The following is a 19,359-nucleotide window of genomic DNA, read 5'->3' on the forward strand; positions in this document are numbered from 1 at the left end:
TATAAACGCAACTAATTAGTTGCGCAAGTTTAATTTCATTTTTTAATGGAGATTTTAACCCATCATCACGAAACAACCTCAAATTTGTCTGAACCAGGATTAAACGGATTTATCGGATTAAAGGATTTTTTTGCTTAGTTGTGATTGCCATAAGCAAAATCACACGCGCATCTATGAAGAGGCCGGCGGGCTTAACCGGGCTACAAACATGGTATCGGCCTTGCGTTCATAACCTTTGAGCACCGTGCTTTCCTCAAGTTTTAAACCCAGTTCATTTACCAGGAAATCAACCACATCTTCATTCTCCGCCTTAAAGGCTGAGCAGGTAATGTATATAAGGGGTTTACCGGCTTTTAAATATTTCACCACATTTTGGGCGATGCTTTTTTGGAGCTTTTGAAAAAATTCGATCTTATGCTCATCAAACTGGGCAATCATTTCGGGTGTGCGACCCCAGGTGCCGGAACCACTGCAGGGAGCATCCAGAATGATACCGTCAAAAGCATAATCATGCAATACCTGATCAACATTGGTAGTAAGATCAAGCGCTTTTTTTTGATATTTGGTAAGCCCTGCCAGCTGAAAACGTTCATCAAGATTAGCAAGTACCGACTCGCGAATATCAGAAACTACCAATTTAATATTAGGTTCATCCTCGTGCAGTAATAAAGATTTACCGCCAGATGCCGCGCAGGCATCCCACCAGCTATCCCAGCGCTGCGGCCTGAAAAAACTACCGGTTTGCTGTGATGAAAAATCCTGCACTTCAAACCAGTGTTGTTTAGGAAATATAGTTTCGAGACGGGTACCGTTTGGCAATGAGAGACAACCGTTGCCCTCATCTTTAAAAACAACCTCAGCCTTGCTTAGTTCGGCTTTCACTAAATGATCGTAGCCGTTACGTACCCTGATAAACAGATCGGGCTGGTAAAAAAACGATTTCAGAAAAGCTTCGCGGTCAATACCTGCAGATAGCTGGTTGGCCCAGGGAAATATATGATTCAGATCAAACGCCGGATATGCAGTTTTTACAAGGGCAAGCTTATCCTCAATGCTAAAACCTACACAAGCCACCCACTCGGGTTTAAAATTCTGTAAAAGCGAATTGGTTTGGGTGTTGCATAAAAACTCGGCTACAAGCAGGCGATCTTCTGCAGGTACATCGGGTAATACCCTGCCTATTCTGAAGTAATTATATATCAACCGGCTGGCTACGCGCCTATCGGTTGAGCCCATTTGCTTATTTTGTCGGTAAAAACCGGGTAAAAACTTACTTAGAGGCGTATCGGCCGGGTATTCACCCAAAATTCGCTGAAACGTTTTAAGCTGGTTTATAGCCTTCATTCTACCTGTTTTAATTCAAAGTTAGTGTACATTAATATATTTACATGGGTATTTACCCAACCTAAGCCTGCTTTTTTTACAAAGCGGAAGCTGTTGTGAATACCTGTAAAATCTGTTTTATCCAGCTCGCCCATTCCTTTATCATTCGCATAAAGTTGTTTACCAAAGTATAAACCTTCGTCAAATCCCTTTATGGCATAATCGGTAGGTTCAACGTGATAAGCCCTGCGATAGTTACGCAAAAATGCAACAGTAGCATCCTGTTTATAATTAACCTTATCGGCCGATGTTATATGCGTTTTAAGGCGCTGTAAAATATCGGCTTTCAGGAAACTAAACTTTTCCCAGCTGGGGTGGCCGAACAGAACCACCGGGTAATTTTTATTTAAGGTGTCTAAGGAACGCAGCGTAACTCCTAAAAATGCCTGATCAGTAGCCGGTATCACAAATACATTATCCTCTGTTTTTGACAATTGTGGAATTAGTCCACCTAACTGCCCTCTTGTAATGACAACGCTTACCACCTTTACTTTTTTACTGCTGAGGCTATCGGTGGCTTTTTTAAAGTTAACTACGTAATCATTTTCCTGGCTAAAACCCGAACGAAGTACAAAGATCTTTTTGGGCTTTATTTTATCATTGATGTATTGTGCGGCACCCCGGGCATGATATTCCAAAGGCGGAATTGCTGTAATAAGCTTGTCGTTCTTAATGGTATTGGGCGAGGCCGGAGAAAGCGGCGATAGGATTGGCACGCGGTTACCCATAGTCGCGGTAAACTCTTTTATTCCATCAGGAAAAACGGGACCTACTATCAGATCACTCGTTCGTACCTGGGGATTATAAGCCAAACTATGCGCAGCCGAAGCATCATCTTTTGAATCATAAAGTTCCAGTTTAAAGTTGGCACCCTCTGCAGCAAGCGAATCAAGCGCCAGCTTAAAGCCCTGGTAATACTCCACGCTGAGATTGGCGCGGGTTAAGCCCGCGCTACTATAATTGCGTGGCTGCACATGATCAAGCCCCATGGGTAATATCATAGCTATCACCGCCGGCTTTGCAACCGGTGGTTTAGTATCAGGCTTTTCCTTAGCTACGTTTTCGGGCTTTTCAGTTGGTTTTGCGGGCGCCGATACAGGCCGCACCTTTGGTGAGCATGCACCCAGTATCAGCGCCGCGCTAAAAAACAGTAACCATTTATTCCCACTCAATGGTAGCAGGTGGTTTCGAACTGATATCATATACTACCCGGTTAATTCCTTTTACGTTATTAATGATCTCGTTCGAGATCTTGGCCAGCAGGTCATAAGGTAAATGGCACCAGTCGGCTGTCATCCCGTCAAGTGATTCTACAGCACGCAGGCAAATCACGTTTTCGTAAGTACGCTCATCGCCCATTACACCTACCGATTGTACCGGCAAAAATATAGCTCCGGCCTGCCACACTTTATCGTAAACACCGTATGACCGTAAATTGTTGATATAAATTGCATCAGCCTCCTGCAATATAGCTACTTTTTCTGGTGTAACATCACCCAAAATCCTGATAGCCAGACCCGGACCCGGGAAAGGGTGTCTGCCTAATATATTCGGATCAATATCCAGGGCCTTACCTACACGTCTTACTTCGTCTTTAAACAAGGTATTAAGCGGTTCAACCACTTTAAGTTTCATAAAATCGGGCAAGCCACCAACATTATGATGTGATTTGATGGTAGCCGATGGGCCTTTTACCGAAACTGACTCAATAACATCCGGGTAGATGGTACCCTGACCTAACCATTTTACATCCTGAACTTCGTGCGCGGCATCATCAAATACTTCGATGAACACGCGGCCAATAGCCTTACGTTTCTTTTCAGGATCGGTTAAGCTTGCCAGTGCATCATAAAAACGCTGTTTGGCATCAATACCTTTTATATTTAAGCCCATGTGCTTGTAAGAGTCAAGTACTTGTTCGTACTCGTCTTTACGCAGCAGACCGTTATCAACAAATATGCAATGCAGATTTTTACCGATGGCCTGGTGAAGCAATACCGCCGCAACAGATGAATCGACACCGCCCGAAAGACCAAGAACTACCTTATCATCGCCCAGTTTTTGACGCAGGGCAGCAATGGTTGTTTCAATGAATGAATCGGGTGTCCAGTCCTGTTTGCAACCGCAAATATCAACCAAAAAGTTCTCCAGCAATTGCTTGCCATCAATACTATGGGTTACCTCAGGGTGAAACTGGATACCGTAAGTTTGGGTACCTGTTACCTGGTAAGCCGCAACCTTTACAGTATCGGTACTGGCAATGATCTCGAAATTATCACCAATGCGATCAATGGTATCGCCATGCGACATCCATACCTGCGAGCTTTCAGGAATATTTTTAAACAGTGGATTCTCTTTATTAATAAAATCCAGATTGGCGCGACCATACTCACGAGTGCTTGAAGCCAAAACTTCGCCGCCATGAAAATGAGCTACATATTGCGCACCATAACAAACACCTAAAATAGGGCGAGTGGTATGAAACTGCTCAAAATCAAACCTTGGGGCATCTTCCTGCCGTACAGAATACGGGCTGCCGGAAAGTATGATTCCTTTTACAGTGCTGTCAATTTCGGGATAATGATTATACGGGTGGATCTCACAGTAAATATTGAGCTCCCTGACACGGCGCGCTATAAGTTGGGTGAATTGCGAGCCAAAGTCAAGAATGAGGATTTTTTCTTGCATGGGCAAAGATAAAAATTAGATATGAGATGTGAGATATGAGATTTGAGATTTTGAAATTCAGGTGGTTGACCATTGATTCTTGACCGCTGATTTCTTTGATTACGTTGATGACGTTGATTTTTTTTGCGTGGATTTTGATTTTCTTGGTTACGGGATAATAAAGATTTCTTGGCATTACTGGTAAGCTTTGTCATTGAAAGCGCAGCGTGGCAATCGCGAAAATTTCCTGAACCACGATTTTGGGGGATTAAGAGATTACTGCGATCTATCTAAAAATAAAAGCAAAATCCTTTTAATCCGATAAATCTGTTTAATCCTGGTTCAGACAAATTCGCGACTGCTTCGTCGTTCCTCCTCGCAATGACACAAAGTAACTAAAGTCATCTCCTTTGGTGAGTAATCTTCCATCAAAAGACATAAGCTGAAGAGAGGGTCGACAAGCGTAGCGATGTCGGGGTGAGTCGATAAACAGCCTGGTTTGAAACTGTAGCTTCATGGGCTATTATTCTTTGAAAAGGATTGTGTGAGGCTTCCCCCCGTACCTAACTCTTCGCTCCTCTACTACGGTGTAGCCACTGCAACAGGCAGTACTTTACCGTTGAAGAACTTATGCCCGGTAAGCGCAAAATCTGCTACGTATTTACCCATTTCAAAGGCCAATACCGGCGATTGATAGCCAGGGAAAGCTTTTTCTAACATTTCGGTTTGTGCCGAGCCGAGGGCAAGACAGTTAACTTTAATATCCTGTTCAACCAGTTCCTGTGCCAGACATTCGGTTAAGGTATGCAAGGCTGCCTTACTTGCAGAGTATGCTGCCAAACCCGCAAACTTAGCGCTACCCTGATAACCGCCCATACTGCCGATATTTAATATATGCGACCCGGCCGGAATTACTGGTAACAATGCCTGAATGATGCGCACATGGCCTATGAAGTTACCTTGCAGCATTTCTACAAAGTCGGTTTCCTGTAGCTCGGTAAAAGGTTTATTGATGAGTACGCCAGCGTTATTGATCAATACATCTACCCGGTTATCAAAATTGGTGGCGATAAATTGCTGCAAGCCTTCATAATCGTCATGAACAATGTCAAACTTCAGAGCGTAAAGTTCACAGTCGGGATTTAAGCCATGTGCTATTTCCAGCAGGCGTTCCAGTTTTTCCTGTGTGCGGGCCAGTGCAATTACTTTATGTTTACCTGAAAGTATCAGTTCAATTACAGCTTCAAATCCTACGCCGCTGCTGGCGCCTGTTATTATAACGTTCATAAGCCCCCTAGCCCCCTAAAGGGGGAATTTTTATTAAAAGTTGTGCCTAAAATACCAAATTCTGTTCAACCGGATGTGCTATCAGATAAAAACCATCGCTGATAAGTTTTTTCAGTTCGGGCTCATCTGTGGCTTTTTGCCCCAAGAACTGCCTGATTTCGGCAGTTAAGGCTGGTTCTATATGTTCATGCTCAAGCATTTCCAGTATCTCGAGCGCGCAAAGCCAGTCGTCGTGATGGTCATGCTGTAGTTTTTGCCATACATTACCCAGAAAACCATAGTCGCCCTGTTTGAGCCTGCAATTACGTACCTGCTGGTAAAGTTTATGCAGTTCGCGGGTTTTCCAATCATAATCTGCATGGTGGGTCTCAGTTTTTGATTTATAAACAATCTCCTCAAATGCTTCCTTATCGGCAGCACCGCAAAAGACTGATACAATTTTTTCGCCCACGGCCATGTCATATCCCCCCCATGATGGATCAAACAGAATATGGCCCTTTTTATCAGTAACCGTACAGTTGGTAAAGGTAATGAGCTGTATTTTTTCTGTCGATGACAGTATATTTTTCACGGTACCGTTAACGGTTACACCGCTCTCAAAATCAAGCTTAGCTTGAACGCCCACTATAATACCCAGGTCTTTTAACTGATCTGCTGATAGATCCTCTAAAGGCAAATCCGCATTTTTAAGTTTACCAACAGGCGAACTAAAACCATCCTTGTGGTGATCTTTGCCGTGGCCTTTTAATAACTTATTATCTACAGCCAGTATGGTTGGCCCGGTGGTTTTAATAAAATAAGGGTTATCATGTTTATCAACCTTAAACTCAGTAATGGTGCCCGATACCTGCAAACCCGAACTGTAAACAGCCGTGCAGGTGTTTTTACTTTCTACAGCCTTGGTTAGCCCGTAAGCGCCTCCTCTTCTGAACGACATGGTATTGGCAAACTCCTCCAACACATTGATCAGATTTTGAAAAGTTGGTGTTACAAACAGCTGCGGCTGTGGCTTAGTAATGTCATAACTGTATTTGAGGGCATCAATGGTATACCATAGTTTTTCAACCTCGGGGTTCATGCAGCTTGAACTTTCGCCTATTGAAGACAATAAGCCTGCACCGTAAATTTTAGGTTGATCCAAGGTACCGATCAGTCCGTACTCTACCGTCCACCAGTGTAAGCGGCTGAGCAGGGCCATTTCGGAGGGCTCACCCATGTTTTCCTGACGATAGGTTACCAGTTCATCGGCTTTTTTGATCTCCTCTTCATCAGCATCAGGCATTTCTTTTAGTATAGATAAGGCCCTTATAGCCTCATAAAGTTCAAAATCCTGTGCCGAAAACATAGCCTTAGCCCCTATTGATCCAAAATAACTCAGGTATTCGTGGTAATCTTTATCTGCAATAATAGGCGCATGCCCTGCTGATTCATGTATGATATCGGGTGCCGGGGTATATTCAATATGCTTTAGCTGGCGTATATCTGCAGCAATAACCAAAACGCGGTAAGCCTGGTATTCCATGAAGGCCGCAGGGGGTATAAAGCCATCAACAGTAACAGCACCCCAGCCTATTTTGGCCAAGGCATTGTTCATTTCCTGCAAATCGGGAATACGCTCAATAGTTAACCCAGCCTTGGTTAGGCCGGGTATATACGGGTAGTAGGCCACATCCTTTAAATAGCTGTAATTCTGACGCATTACATAACGCCAAACAGCATGATCTATAGGAGTATAATGTTCGTAATGCTGGTCAACAATAAATTGCTTTAAATGACCCGGCAATGCGGCAACCTGCGGGTTGTTAAAATCATTAAAATGGCTCATTTATAAATAAAATTATATACAGAACGCCAATTTAGCTAAATGCTTACCTCACTTGCAAAGTTCAGAATATGATTTTAATAACACCTTTAAATCAGAATAATATTCCGTTTATTTCTGCTCAGTCAATGAAAATTCGGATGGTGCTTGCAAACCTTTCTCCAATCGTTTCGGGCGTATTACATAATAAATACCAATTAAGGCAACAATAATGGAGATGAGGTAAAAGCCAAAGCTCAGATAAACAGCCATATCTTCAGTAAGATTAAACTGACGTGCCAGGGTTAAAAAAAGAGCATCCCTGATACCGCCGCCGCCTAAGCTAAACGGAATAACCGCCGCTAATGAAGAGAATAAAAATGACAAAAGGTAAGGAGCAAATTTGCCGTTAAAATCCTGGGCAAGCAGCAGGCACACAATGGACAATAATTGCATACTCTGCACGCCTATAGCTTTCAGATGGCCCGAGAAAAAATTATGGGTGTAATCCCTGAAAAATTTGCGTGCAACAAAATAATAGATGACAGATCCTACCGAAACTATGCTTAGCGGAATACCTAAATGATATGGAAAACTCGGGATCAAAATAATAAGGCCCACAACAATGGCACCAATAGCCCAAAAACCACTTAGCCTATCGAACAAAATAGCCCAGAAAACTTTTTTAGTAGGTAATTTATAGGTTTTATGCAGTAAATAAATTTTATACCCATCGCCGCCTATACCACCGGGTAACAGCACGTTATAACACAGGCCCAAAAAGTACAGGCGCAGGTTAAAACGCCAGTCGAGCCTAAGACCAATAGATTTAAAGAAACTAAGCAAGCGCCATGACGAAAACAGCATGGAACCCAAATAACAAAGAATAGCCGCGGTGAGCCAGGCCCGGTTAGCATGTGCCAACCGGAATTTTATTTTGGCGAAAGGTACTTTACTGAAAACCCAGTACAACAAGCCTCCGGTTACAACAATAATTAATATAACTTTTATAACGCCCCAAAGCTTGCCTTTCCAGGTCTTATGCTCTGCGCCTTCGTCAATTATTTCGTCTTCTGTCATTTGGCTGCAAAGCTAATTATTTGAATGCACACATGAATTTTTTTTTAATTGTAACAACTTTGGTTCAACAACGCAGTTTATAGTACTAAAGTTTGCATATTATTATAAAAACATAAAGTATCAACAGCGTGTAATCATTAATTAATTGAATGAAAATCATCATATCAATTGTTATTTTTGCGCAAATTTTAGTAAGATGAGTAAAGTAAAAGTTGGCCTGGTACAAATGAGCTGCACTGCTGATAAGCAACAGAACCTGCAAAAGGCTATAGTTAAAGTAAGGGAAGCTGCTGCCAAAGGCGCGCAAATAGTTTGTTTACAGGAACTGTTTACCTCACTTTATTTTTGTGATGTTGAGGATTACGACAACTTTAAACTGGCCGAAGCCATCCCCGGCCCATCAACTGATGAGCTGTCAAAAGTAGCGGCCGAGCTAAATGTGGTAATCATAGCCTCGCTGTTTGAAAAACGTGCGCAGGGCCTTTATCACAATACCACAGCAGTATTGGATGCTGATGGAAGCTATCTGGGCAAATACCGCAAAATGCATATCCCCGACGATCCGGGCTTTTACGAAAAATTTTACTTTACCCCCGGCGATCTGGGTTACAAAGTATTCAAAACCAAATACGGAAAATTAGGTGTGCTTATATGCTGGGATCAGTGGTATCCTGAAGCTGCCCGTATTACCGCACTGATGGGTGCCGATATATTATTTTACCCAACTGCTATTGGCTGGGCCACTACACAGGATGAGGCTACCAATATTGAGCAATACAATGCATGGCAAACCATCCAGCGTTCGCACGCTGTGGCCAATGGCATACACGTGGTAAGCGTAAACCGTGTTGGCGAAGAAGCAGGTGTAAAATTTTGGGGCGGATCATTCTTTGCTAATCCGTTTGGAGCCATCATTCATCAAACATCACACGATGAAGAAGAAGTGGTGGTACAGGAGCTCGATCTTGATAAATCTGACTATTACAGAAGCCACTGGCCGTTTCTGCGCGACAGAAGGATCGACAGCTATCAGCCAATAACAAAAAGATTTTTAGACGAGGATTAGCCCCACCTACCCCTCCCCTAAAGGGAAAGGGCTTTTATAAATTTGTCATTTCGAGGTACGAAGCAAGAGCCTTACCCAACCCTCTCCAAAGGAGAGGGCTTTTAAATGCTTTGATTTAGAGGAGGCCTCTGCTTCATACTCGCAATGATTTGATAAGTAATACCTTATTCTACTTATTTGCTTTAACCAATATGGACCTTAAAAACATTTCAACCATACAAACCCCAGCCTCGCAAGGCTTTTACTTTCCTGCAGAGTGGACTAAACATACTGCTACCTGGCTTTCATGGCCGCACAAGGAAGCTTCATGGCCGGGCAAATTGGATACTATATATCCGTCATACATTGAATTTATAAAAGTTTTAACCCGTAATGAGCTGGTTCGCATCAACGTGGTAGACGAGGTTATGAAGGCCTCGGTTACTTTCCAGCTGCAAAACGCGGGCGTTGATATGAATCAGGTTGAGCTGTTTGATTTTGGAACTAATGACGCCTGGTGCCGCGATCACGGGCCTGCATTTGTGATCAACCCTGAAACCAAACAAAAAGCCATTATTGACTGGGGCTATAACGCCTGGGGCGGAAAATATCCTCCCTTTGATCTGGATGATGTGATACCTACCAAAATTGGTGAATGTTTTGGCCTGCCTGTTTTCAATCCAGGTATTGTAATGGAAGGCGGCTCGGTTGATTTTAACGGTAAAGGCACTATTTTAACTACTACTGCTTGCCTGCTGAATAAAAACCGCAACCCTCATTTAAACCAGGACCAAATAGAAACCTATTTACGCAACTATTACGGAGCCGAGCAAATTTTATGGCTGGGTGATGGTATTATTGGCGATGATACTGACGGCCATATTGATGACATTACCCGTTTTGTAAATGAGGATACCGTAGTTACCGTAGTTGAAGAGGATAAAAACGACGAAAACTACCATATACTGCAGGAAAACCTGGAAACTTTAAAAACCATGCGCCTGCTTAACGGCAAGCAACTTAACATTGTGGAGCTGCCAATGCCCGAAGCTGTGGTTTATGATGATACACGCTTACCTGCCTCATACGCCAACTTTTACATAGCTAACTCGGCGGTTATTGTGCCAACCTATCGCTCTGTAAATGATGATAAGGCTTGCGATATTTTACAGCAGTGTTTCCCTAACCACGAGGTTATAGGCATTGATTCTACAGATATTATCTGGGGACTGGGAAGTTTTCACTGCCTGAGCCAACAGGAACCTGAGGTGTAAGTATAACCTGTCTAATGAATTGTCTGAACCACGATTAAACAGATTAGGAGATTATAGGATTTTTTAAATCGTGGTAATCTTACAATCTGTTTAATCGTGTTTCAGACAAAATCCTGAAAAATCTCATTAATCCGTTTAATCCTGGTTCAGACAAAATTCGAATCGCAGCAATTTTAAAACCTGTCTGATCACCGTTCAGGCGAAGACCTCTACCGGCAAAAATCCCCTTCCTTATTCACCGGATAAACCCTCACTTTTACCGATTTCCCCCGCTCAATCGCCTATTATTCATTGTTGCAACATGAATACTGCCTTAACTTTAGGGTATAATTTAATACTTACAACAATGAACAACAACATAGAAACTACCATTACTCCTAATAATAGCAAAACTGCTGCAGGGGTAATCTTATTAGCCATTGGCGCAATATTACTGATCAGGGAATTTGATATATTCTTAATACCCGACTGGCTTTTTAGCTGGCCAATGTGGGTAATAGCATGGGGCCTTTACATGGGTGCCAAATACAATTTCCGCAAACCATCATGGATCATGATCACTTTAATTGGTGCGGCCTTTTTACTAAGCGATAATATAGTCAATGCCGATCGTATTATTTGGCCGGTAGCGGTAATGGGCTTCGGTGCCTGGATGATCATGAAACCGCGCAAGCATAGGGAGGAATATAACTTTGAAAAACCTAAAGAAACTTTTCAGTTCCATAAACCAACCGAACCGGAAATGTAATTAATAATTTTGTTTTCATGCATCAGGGGAGTTACCGGTTGGGTTCTCCCCTTTTGTTTTTATCTGAACCGGGATTAAACAGATTAATAGATTGCCACGATTCAAAAAATCCCGTAATTTCTTAATCTGTTTAATCCCGGTTCAGACAAACATAAATATGTACCAACATCTAATTTTAATTACCCGCCAACTTTTTCACCGACAAAACTTACCTTTCCACCGATTTCTTTAAATATGTCGCCAACTTTTGTTTGGCTCATGTATAATGTTACCTTAGTTTTGGATATGATTTAATTTGCACACAAATGAACAACGATATAGGAAATGCAAACAACCCAAATAAGGGAAAAGTAATGGCGGGGCTTATCCTCCTTGCTGTGGGCGGGTTGTTGCTTATAAAACAACTTGGCGACTTCTTTATACCCGGCTGGCTGTTCAGCTGGCCAATGTGGCTTATAGCCTGGGGACTTTACCTGGGTGCCAAACATAACTTCAAAAAATCATCATGGGGCATTATGGTATTTTTAGGGGTCATCTTTTTACTGAACGAAAATATTGATAATGCTGACCGTGTTGTTTGGCCCATTGCAATTATAGCTTTTGGCATTTGGCTGATAATAAGGCGCGGCAAGCACCATGATTATAAAAACGAAAAATGGGGCGACAAACAACCGGCTAACTTCAACTTTGACAAAGCCGACCCACAGGTTGATTATACTGTGAAAGATGGCGACGATGTACCACCTAATGAACCTTTTACCCCTCCATACGCTTCAAGCGACGATTATCTGGATACTGTATCTATTTTTGGCGGGGTTAATAAAACAGTACTTTCAAAAAGCTTTAAAGGCGGCGAAATTGTAAACATTTTTGGAGGTGCCGAACTTGATTTTACACAGGCCGATATTAGCGGCCGGGTTTACATTGACATTACCCAGGTATTTGGTGGCACCAAAATTATTGTGCCATCAAACTGGCAGGTAGTATCAGATTTGGCCGCTGTTTTTGCCGGGGTTGACGATAAACGCATCAGGAGCACCGCATCGCCTAATAACGAAAAGATACTGGTACTGAAAGGTACCTCCATTTTTGCCGGTGTTGATATACGCAGCTATTAATTTAATATCAAGTAGTTAGTATCAGGTATCAAAGCAGGAACTTTGAATACTAAAATCTTGATACCTGATACTGACTACTTAATACTAACTACTTGATACTAAAAACAAACAATTATGAACTGGTACGTAGCAAAATTAGTTTTCAGGGTAATTAGTGGCGATGGCGACCACCAGGCGCAATTTGACGAACAATTGAGGCTTATTAGCGCCGATACTGAAATAAGCGCCTTTGAAAAGGCAAACAAAATAGGTCATGCCAATCAGGATAGTTTTAAAAACATCGAAAAACAAACCGTTAAATGGCAGTTTATTGATGTAGCCGAATTAAACCAGATAGGCGAACTTACTGATGGTGCAGAACTTTATTATAACATACACGAAACACCCGATGCCGATTTATACATTGCATGGGCTCATCATAAATCGGCACTATTAGGCATAAGAAACTGAGTAAAAAGAACCAAGAAATAAGAGACAAGAATCAAGAGATAAGAATTAAGACACATGATTACAAGAATTAAATTAGGAATTCAAGACACATCTGCGTTTTCCTGTCTTGATTCTTGACTCTTGTTTCTTAATTCTCACATCTCCGACTTAAAAAGCATGGCATTACCAGCATTATCAGCTTCAAAATTATACGGCGCATTTATTGCATGCGGGCTCATATGGGCCGGCCTGCAAACCTATATTGTGCATAGTTTTGGTTTTTTCTGGTTCACAGCCTCGGTTGATGGCCTTATGAGCGCAGTACTATTATCAGGTGCCTGCTGGCTTATCAATAACAATTTACGCTACTATCAGCCCGGTAAAGGCAGCTATATTAACCTATTTATATGGTGTGTGGCACTGGCAGGTATATGTACCTTAGGCTGCCGATACCTGTTGCCTTTAATTAATACCGATAAGGTATTTATCAATTTTGTACAGCAATCATTAACCATTCGTTTTTTTACCGACTTTCTGGCTATCGGCTGGATGGCCATGATCAGTTTGTTATGGTATTCGCAGCTTGATCAGAAAGAAACCCAAAAACGCAAAACCGAAGCAGAGCAACTGGCCCGCGATGCCGAACTATACAATTTACGTCAGCAATTACAGCCGCACTTTCTGTTCAACAGTCTTAATTCTATTAACGCGCTCATTGGTTTTAAACCCGATGAGGCCCGGCGCATGATACACCAGCTTTCTGACTTTTTGCGAGGTACATTAAAAAAAGATGACCAGCAGCAGGTACCTCTAAGTGAAGAGCTGGCTCATTTAAACCTGTATCTTGATATTGAAAAGGTGCGCTTTGGCCATCGCCTGCAAACCGAAATTAGCTGCGATGATAAATGCAGTGCAGCCGTAATGCCTTCTATGCTGCTGCAACCATTGGTTGAAAATGCCATAAAATTTGGTTTATATGATACCACTGGCGAGGTTACCGTAAGCATCCGCGGCGAAATTGAAGACCATTACCTGATACTGATGGTTCAAAACCCGTATGATCCACAAACGTCGCGCCCTCAAAAAGGAACCGGCTTTGGCCTGCGGGGTGTACAACGACGCCTGTATTTACTTTTTGCCCGTAACGATTTGATGGAAACTCATGCAAATGATAATATATTTACAACCATTATAAAAATACCACAGTTATGAGGCGAGCCTTAATTATTGATGATGAACCTTTAGCCCGCATGGTTGTAAAGGAATATTTGCAAAATTTTAGTGAAATTGAATTGCTGCAGGAGTGCAACGATGGTTTTGAGGGACTTAAAGCTATACAGCAATACCAGCCCGATCTGATTTTTCTGGATGTGCAGATGCCTAAGATAAATGGCTTTGAAATGCTTGAACTGGTTGAGCAGCCGCCTGCAGTAATATTTACTACCGCTTTTGACGAATATGCAATAAAGGCTTTTGAGGCTCACGCTATTGACTACCTGTTAAAACCCTTCAGTAAAGACAGGTTTAATAAGGCCATTGAAAAATATCTGGCTACAGCCCCTGAAAAACATGCGCCAAAGCAAACCGAAGAACTGCTGGAAACAGCCGCCGCGCAATCGCCATCACAACATGAGCGTATTGTAGTTAAAACAGGCACCAAAGTAAAGATCATCCCTGTAGCCGATGTGGAATACCTGCAAGCTGATGACGACTATGTGAGCGTATTTACCAAAGAAGGTTCGTACCTCAAAAACAAAACCATGAACTTTTTTGAGCAAACCCTTGATGCCCGCCAGTTTGTGCGCGTACACCGCTCATATATTATAGCAATACAGCAAATTACCCGTATTGATCCTTATGAAAAGGACGCCCACTTGGCCATCCTCAAATCGGGCGCAAAAATACCGGTAAGTAAAACCGGCTATGTGAAACTGAAACAAGTGCTTGGTATATAAACTACTCCGATAAAACCCGGCTTCCGGGTTTTATTTAATCATACTCAACCCTGTAGTAACCAATAAAAGGAAAATATTCTGTATTTACGTTTATGGTATCATAAATACCTAAGGGGAATGCAGCCTGTAAAGTACCTATGGCAATACCCTGCCCCTTAGGCGTACCCTGCCCAAGATAAAAGAAACCAAAGCTGCCTATCTGCCCTTTATAAAAAATAAGATCGCCGGGTAAAGGACCATCAACTTTTTTATAACGTTTCATAATGGTTACGGAAAGTGGTTCGGCATTATTTCTGGCAATATTAATACCTGTTTGTTTTAATACGTATTGAATGTAGCCTGGCGAATCAAAACTTGATTTGGGCGTGTTCTTACCCAATTCAAAAGGAATTTGCTTCCAGGTGGTTAAAAGCGCTATTGTTAATGCTAATTTTCTTTTACCGGAAGGTAGATTAATAATAGTTTTTTGAATATCGGTCCAATTAATACTACCACCATCGCCTAAGGTATTACCCTGGTTGGTCTGAGTACTTTCCATCAAGCCTATTAGGTACTGATTAAGCTGCGATTCGTCAAGCTTTAATCCGGCTATTCTGTTTTGAAGTTCGTCTACTGCTTTTTTCTGTTTGTTTAAACTATCGGCAGATCTTCTAAGCTCAACCTTTATCTTCTTTAATTCCTTGTTTGAATTAAACAAATTATAACTGGCAAATAATAACGATGTAATAAAGATCAGGATACCGATGAGGCTGATGATGGCCGATCTGCGCGAAGATTTCTCAAGGTTATCCAGATCATTCATCCACCTGTATAGGTTATCAAGCCCGATGAACCAAACATCAAAGATAGTTCGGCCTTTCCTGCTTCTTTATTATAGATCATGAGCGAAATAGCAACAAGCAGGATCACCAGTGAAATACCGGTAACGGCAAGGTGAATAAACCTTTCAAACTTAAACAGCCTTACCAGTTTTTCAACAATTGAATACCGTTCGTCCAACTCTTCCTGCTTCATAACAACTCATTATTAGCCTGTTATACGAATTTATGAAATAATCTTGTATTTAAGTTTTGTTATTTCACAATTATTGGAGTGAGCATTTGGAGTATTTTAATTTCTGTAAAACTATGCCATCAGCAGCACCATCAAAGCCTCTTCTACCCTATCATCATCAAGAAGTTGCTTGGCTTTCAGGTGCAGTTGCAGCTCACGGGTTTGGCTGTCGCCGATGGTAGCATCCAATAAGTCTTTTACATCCGGAAGTTGCGCATAGGCCTCAACAGCCTCATCTGTTGGCAAAATTTCCAGGTTACCCAACTGCCCCAGGTTATTCCCGGTAAGTACCCTTGAGTTGCGGATGCTATATGGGAGTGCATCAACGCCAATACACATTTTCATATTGGGTTTGGCCACTTTAAATAGGTTATCCTCCGTTACACGGCAGTACCAATCACCACCAAGGCGAGCCACCAGATCAATTTTAGCCTGATTAATTCTCCCGTCGGGATCTAAAATATCTTCATTAATATGGAGCATTTTAATTTCGGCCAAAACCAGGTTACCTGCGCCCGGGGTATCGCCCAAGGAAATAACCTCCCTGATCATACATTCCAGCTGTACAGGGGCTTCAGCCACCCTCGGTGGTTTAACTATAGTTGAGGCAAGAGGTGTTAAGCCCGACTTAATAAACTCATTCATACCCTTGGCATAAGCTACGCTGGAGAGCGAAACCTGCTGCACCATATCGTAATTAACTATGTTTATCACACATTCGGGCACTTCCAAAACGTTGTCTAAAGTATGTTTGGTAGTATTATCCCTTACACTGCGCGATGGCGAAAAAACGCAAACCGGTGGGTTGGTACTGAACACGTTAAAAAAGCTGAACGGGCTCAGATTAACATTACCATCTTCATCAACGGTTGATGCCAAACAAATAGGCCTGGGGGCAACAGCGTGGTTCAGGTAATTATGTAGTTGACCTACGGAAAGATCGGAGACTTTAATGGAGAGCATTCTGTTTTTTTATTTCTTCAATCTTAATATTGAAAAATCATTATCAGCCTTTTTTATGATATTAGCCAGCATCCCCAGTCCGGTTATCTCCATTTCAACCAGGTCACCATCTTTTAACCATTGAGGCTGATAGTTAGTATCGTTAAGCAAGCCGGTACCATTCAGTTCCAGGAAGCAGCCTGTACCAACGGTGCCTGAGCCTATTACATCGCCGGGCAATACGTCGCAACCGTAAGCAGCACGCTCAATGATCTCAGCAAAGGTCCAGTCCATATCGGCCATGTTACCTAAGGATACCTGTTTACCATTTACTACGCACTTCATTTCAAGGTTATAGGCATTGCCGGTATGCCCTGCTTTAGGTGCAACTTTATATTGCTCCAGCTCATCGGCCGTCACCAGCCATGGGCCAATTACGGTAGAAAAGTCTTTACCCTTTGCCGGGCCCAGATTTAGCAGCATTTCTTCCATTTGCAGGGTACGTGCACTCATATCATTCATGATCATATAGCCTGCTATAAAACTATCAGCTTCGGCAGCTTTAATGTTACGGCCCTTCTTATAAAGGACTACCGCTACCTCTAATTCAAAATCAAGTTTGTTAAAATGATCGGGCATGCATTCAATTTCGCCGGGGCCCTGTATGGCATTGTGGTTGGTGAAATAAAATACGGGATATTGATCAAACTCGGGTATCATATCAACCTTGCGGTTACGACGTGCAGCCTCCACATGCTGCCTGAAGGCATAACCATCACGGCATGATGTTGGGTGCGGTACAGGAGCAGTAAGTTCAAAAAAGAGCTCTTCTTTAGCTTCCATTTTTCCTGAAGCTATTGCCTCATGAACACGCTTTGCATGATCCATCAACTCCTCACCTCCCCATAAAAACTCATTCATATTATCGGGTATCAGCTTGTCGCAGGAGTTAAGATTATAAATATGATTGTTTATAAAAACTCCTAAATGTTCGCGGTCATCGGTTTTATATGATACTAATTTCATAGGTAGGTTAATTGGTTAAATCAAAACTAAGCAAATTTAGTTGATTAGCTAAGAGCATGATGATGTACTGATCAAAAAAACTATGCTTGCATATTAAAAATATTACCTCTAATTTCGTGTTAACCATGTTAACCATACAAAAGCATTTTCTATTTTCCCTGGGCCTTACCAGTATGAGCGACGCCTCATCGTTCAGGGATGCTATGCTTGCCAAAATAGTACTTGCCCAGTACTAATTAAGATTTTGGAGAAAGACTATTGGAGGAATGACGGGTATGTCTGTCCCTGCTTATTTCCAAAAAATCCATAGCCCAATAGGCTCAAAGCCAATTAAAACTATCCGGACATTTTAAACGTTTTATTGTTAACCAATTAAAACACCATGCCCTTATATCATACTTTAGGAGTTATCCCTCCCAAGCGGCATACGCAGTTCCGTAAGCCCGATGGTACTTTATATGCCGAAGAACTGGTATCAACAGAAGGTTTTTCAAGTCTTTATTCACTGGTTTATCACGCCTACCCGCCTACTATTGTAAAAACTTTGGGTGAGCCTTATAGCGTTGAGCCTAAAATAGCGCGCGAAAAACACCTGAAACATACCAGCCTGATAGGTTTTAATATAAAGCCTGAAGATGATTACCTGCAAAGCCGCAAACCGGTGCTGGTAAACAGCGATCTGCATATTTCGCTGGCGGCGCCGCGCCAATCAATGACTGATTATTTTTATAAAAACAGCCAGGCAGATGAGGTAGTTTTTATACATGAGGGTTTCGGTACATTAAAAACTGGTTTTGGCAATATCAAATTTGTATACGGTGATTACCTGGTGATACCCCGCGGTACCATTTACCAGTTAGAATTTGATACGCCCGATAATCGTTTATTTATTATAGAGAGTTTTAGTCCTATTCGTCCGCCAAAACGGTACCGCAATCAATATGGACAGCTGATGGAACACTCGCCCTATTGCGAACGTGATATCAAACGCCCTACCGAGCTGGAAACTCACGACAGGCATGGCGATTTCAAGATCCTGATCAAGAAACAAGGCTTAATATATCCGTACATATATGGCACCCATCCGTTTGATTTTATTGGCTGGGATGGCTTCCATTATCCCTGGGCACTGTCTATCCATGATTTTGAACCCATAACCGGCAGGCTGCATCAGCCGCCGCCCGTGCACCAAACCTTTGAGGGCAACAATTTTGTGATATGCTCATTTGTACCCCGTAAGTTTGATTATCACCCGCTATCTATCCCTGCGCCTTATAACCATAGTAATGTAGACAGCGACGAGGTTTTATACTATGTAGATGGCGACTTTATGAGCCGCAAAAGTGTGGTAAAGGGTCAAATTACACTGCACCCGGGCGGCATTCCACACGGCCCTCATCCGGGCTCGGTTGAAAAATCTATCGGCAAGGAATCAACAGATGAACTGGCCGTGATGATAGATCCATTTAGGCCGCTGATGCTCACGGAAGAGGCCATAAAAATTGAAGACGAGAATTATTATAAGAGTTGGAGCCTCACCTAAAGTCCTCT

General features: G+C 42.2%; 18 protein-coding genes. 8 read left to right on the top strand and 10 right to left on the bottom strand.

Annotated features, from left to right (window positions below; translation table 11 throughout):
- Positions 1-171 precede the first annotated feature (171 nt).
- From QWZ01_RS13980 to QWZ01_RS14005, 6 genes are all read right to left on the bottom strand, one after another.
- Positions 172-1,344 (bottom strand): RsmB/NOP family class I SAM-dependent RNA methyltransferase, encoded by a 1,173-nt coding sequence (locus QWZ01_RS13980; RefSeq protein ID WP_290324130.1) that lies wholly within the window; start codon positions 1,342-1,344, stop codon positions 172-174.
- Positions 1,341-2,585: an ABC transporter substrate-binding protein gene (locus QWZ01_RS13985; RefSeq protein ID WP_290324132.1), complete on the bottom strand. Its 1,245-nt coding sequence runs from the start codon at positions 2,583-2,585 to the stop codon at positions 1,341-1,343. Before QWZ01_RS13985 ends, QWZ01_RS13980 begins: the two co-directional genes overlap by 4 nt.
- On the bottom strand, positions 2,542-4,071 hold the full coding sequence (gene guaA, locus QWZ01_RS13990; RefSeq protein ID WP_290324134.1) for a glutamine-hydrolyzing GMP synthase: 1,530 nt from the start codon (positions 4,069-4,071) through the stop codon (positions 2,542-2,544). The genes QWZ01_RS13985 and guaA overlap by 44 nt, the downstream gene beginning before the upstream one ends.
- A gap of 561 nt (positions 4,072-4,632) precedes the next feature.
- Positions 4,633-5,337 (bottom strand): SDR family NAD(P)-dependent oxidoreductase, encoded by a 705-nt coding sequence (locus QWZ01_RS13995; RefSeq protein ID WP_290324136.1) that lies wholly within the window; start codon positions 5,335-5,337, stop codon positions 4,633-4,635.
- A gap of 46 nt (positions 5,338-5,383) precedes the next feature.
- Positions 5,384-7,162: an aromatic amino acid hydroxylase gene (locus QWZ01_RS14000; RefSeq protein ID WP_290324138.1), complete on the bottom strand. Its 1,779-nt coding sequence runs from the start codon at positions 7,160-7,162 to the stop codon at positions 5,384-5,386.
- A 108-nt stretch (positions 7,163-7,270) separates the two neighbouring features.
- Positions 7,271-8,218 carry a lysylphosphatidylglycerol synthase transmembrane domain-containing protein gene (locus QWZ01_RS14005; RefSeq protein WP_290324140.1) on the bottom strand — a complete coding sequence of 316 codons (948 nt, stop codon included), beginning with the start codon at positions 8,216-8,218 and terminating at the stop codon, positions 7,271-7,273.
- 196 nt (positions 8,219-8,414) lie between these two features.
- Between QWZ01_RS14005 and QWZ01_RS14010 the strand changes: the two genes are divergently transcribed.
- The 7 genes from QWZ01_RS14010 to QWZ01_RS14040 all read left to right on the top strand — a co-directional run bounded on the left by QWZ01_RS14010 (position 8,415) and on the right by QWZ01_RS14040 (position 14,787).
- The gene (locus QWZ01_RS14010) at positions 8,415-9,284 is read left to right on the top strand and encodes a carbon-nitrogen hydrolase (protein WP_290324142.1); all 870 of its coding nucleotides are present in this window, start codon (positions 8,415-8,417) and stop codon (positions 9,282-9,284) included.
- 191 nt (positions 9,285-9,475) lie between these two features.
- Positions 9,476-10,537 (top strand): agmatine deiminase family protein, encoded by a 1,062-nt coding sequence (locus tag QWZ01_RS14015; RefSeq protein WP_290324144.1) that lies wholly within the window; start codon positions 9,476-9,478, stop codon positions 10,535-10,537.
- A gap of 346 nt (positions 10,538-10,883) precedes the next feature.
- Positions 10,884-11,285, top strand: coding sequence for a LiaF transmembrane domain-containing protein (locus QWZ01_RS14020; RefSeq protein ID WP_290324146.1), 402 nt, complete (start codon positions 10,884-10,886; stop codon positions 11,283-11,285).
- A 305-nt stretch (positions 11,286-11,590) separates the two neighbouring features.
- Positions 11,591-12,403 carry a LiaF transmembrane domain-containing protein gene (locus QWZ01_RS14025; RefSeq protein ID WP_290324149.1) on the top strand — a complete coding sequence of 271 codons (813 nt, stop codon included), beginning with the start codon at positions 11,591-11,593 and terminating at the stop codon, positions 12,401-12,403.
- A gap of 114 nt (positions 12,404-12,517) precedes the next feature.
- Positions 12,518-12,853, top strand: coding sequence for a DUF4288 domain-containing protein (locus QWZ01_RS14030; protein ID WP_290324151.1), 336 nt, complete (start codon positions 12,518-12,520; stop codon positions 12,851-12,853).
- 156 nt (positions 12,854-13,009) lie between these two features.
- Complete coding sequence (locus tag QWZ01_RS14035; RefSeq protein WP_290324152.1) at positions 13,010-14,044, top strand: sensor histidine kinase; 1,035 nt, start codon at positions 13,010-13,012, stop codon at positions 14,042-14,044.
- Positions 14,041-14,787, top strand: a complete 747-nt coding sequence (locus QWZ01_RS14040; RefSeq protein WP_290324153.1) for a LytR/AlgR family response regulator transcription factor — start codon at positions 14,041-14,043, stop codon at positions 14,785-14,787. The genes QWZ01_RS14035 and QWZ01_RS14040 overlap by 4 nt, the downstream gene beginning before the upstream one ends.
- Positions 14,788-14,821: 34 nt before the next feature.
- On the opposite strand, the gene QWZ01_RS14045 is transcribed toward QWZ01_RS14040, so the two are convergent.
- The 4 genes from QWZ01_RS14045 to QWZ01_RS14060 all read right to left on the bottom strand — a co-directional run bounded on the left by QWZ01_RS14045 (position 14,822) and on the right by QWZ01_RS14060 (position 17,808).
- Positions 14,822-15,589 carry an NlpC/P60 family protein gene (locus QWZ01_RS14045; protein ID WP_290324154.1) on the bottom strand — a complete coding sequence of 256 codons (768 nt, stop codon included), beginning with the start codon at positions 15,587-15,589 and terminating at the stop codon, positions 14,822-14,824.
- On the bottom strand, positions 15,586-15,801 hold the full coding sequence (locus QWZ01_RS14050) for a hypothetical protein (RefSeq protein WP_290324155.1): 216 nt from the start codon (positions 15,799-15,801) through the stop codon (positions 15,586-15,588). The genes QWZ01_RS14045 and QWZ01_RS14050 overlap by 4 nt, the downstream gene beginning before the upstream one ends.
- A 111-nt stretch (positions 15,802-15,912) precedes the next feature.
- Positions 15,913-16,803 carry a flavin reductase family protein gene (locus QWZ01_RS14055; RefSeq protein WP_290324156.1) on the bottom strand — a complete coding sequence of 297 codons (891 nt, stop codon included), beginning with the start codon at positions 16,801-16,803 and terminating at the stop codon, positions 15,913-15,915.
- Between the two features lie 9 nt (positions 16,804-16,812).
- A complete protein-coding gene (locus tag QWZ01_RS14060; RefSeq protein WP_290324157.1) occupies positions 16,813-17,808 on the bottom strand; it encodes a fumarylacetoacetate hydrolase family protein in 996 nt (331 codons plus the stop codon).
- A 382-nt stretch (positions 17,809-18,190) separates the two neighbouring features.
- Here QWZ01_RS14060 and QWZ01_RS14065 point away from each other — a divergent pair, with 382 nt between their 5' ends.
- The gene (locus QWZ01_RS14065) at positions 18,191-19,351 is read left to right on the top strand and encodes a homogentisate 1,2-dioxygenase (RefSeq protein WP_290324158.1); all 1,161 of its coding nucleotides are present in this window, start codon (positions 18,191-18,193) and stop codon (positions 19,349-19,351) included.
- Positions 19,352-19,359: the final 8 nt, after the last annotated feature.

The sequence above is a fragment of the Mucilaginibacter aquaedulcis genome, assembly GCF_030409325.1.
GTDB classification, from domain to species: Bacteria; Bacteroidota; Bacteroidia; order Sphingobacteriales; family Sphingobacteriaceae; genus Mucilaginibacter; species Mucilaginibacter aquaedulcis.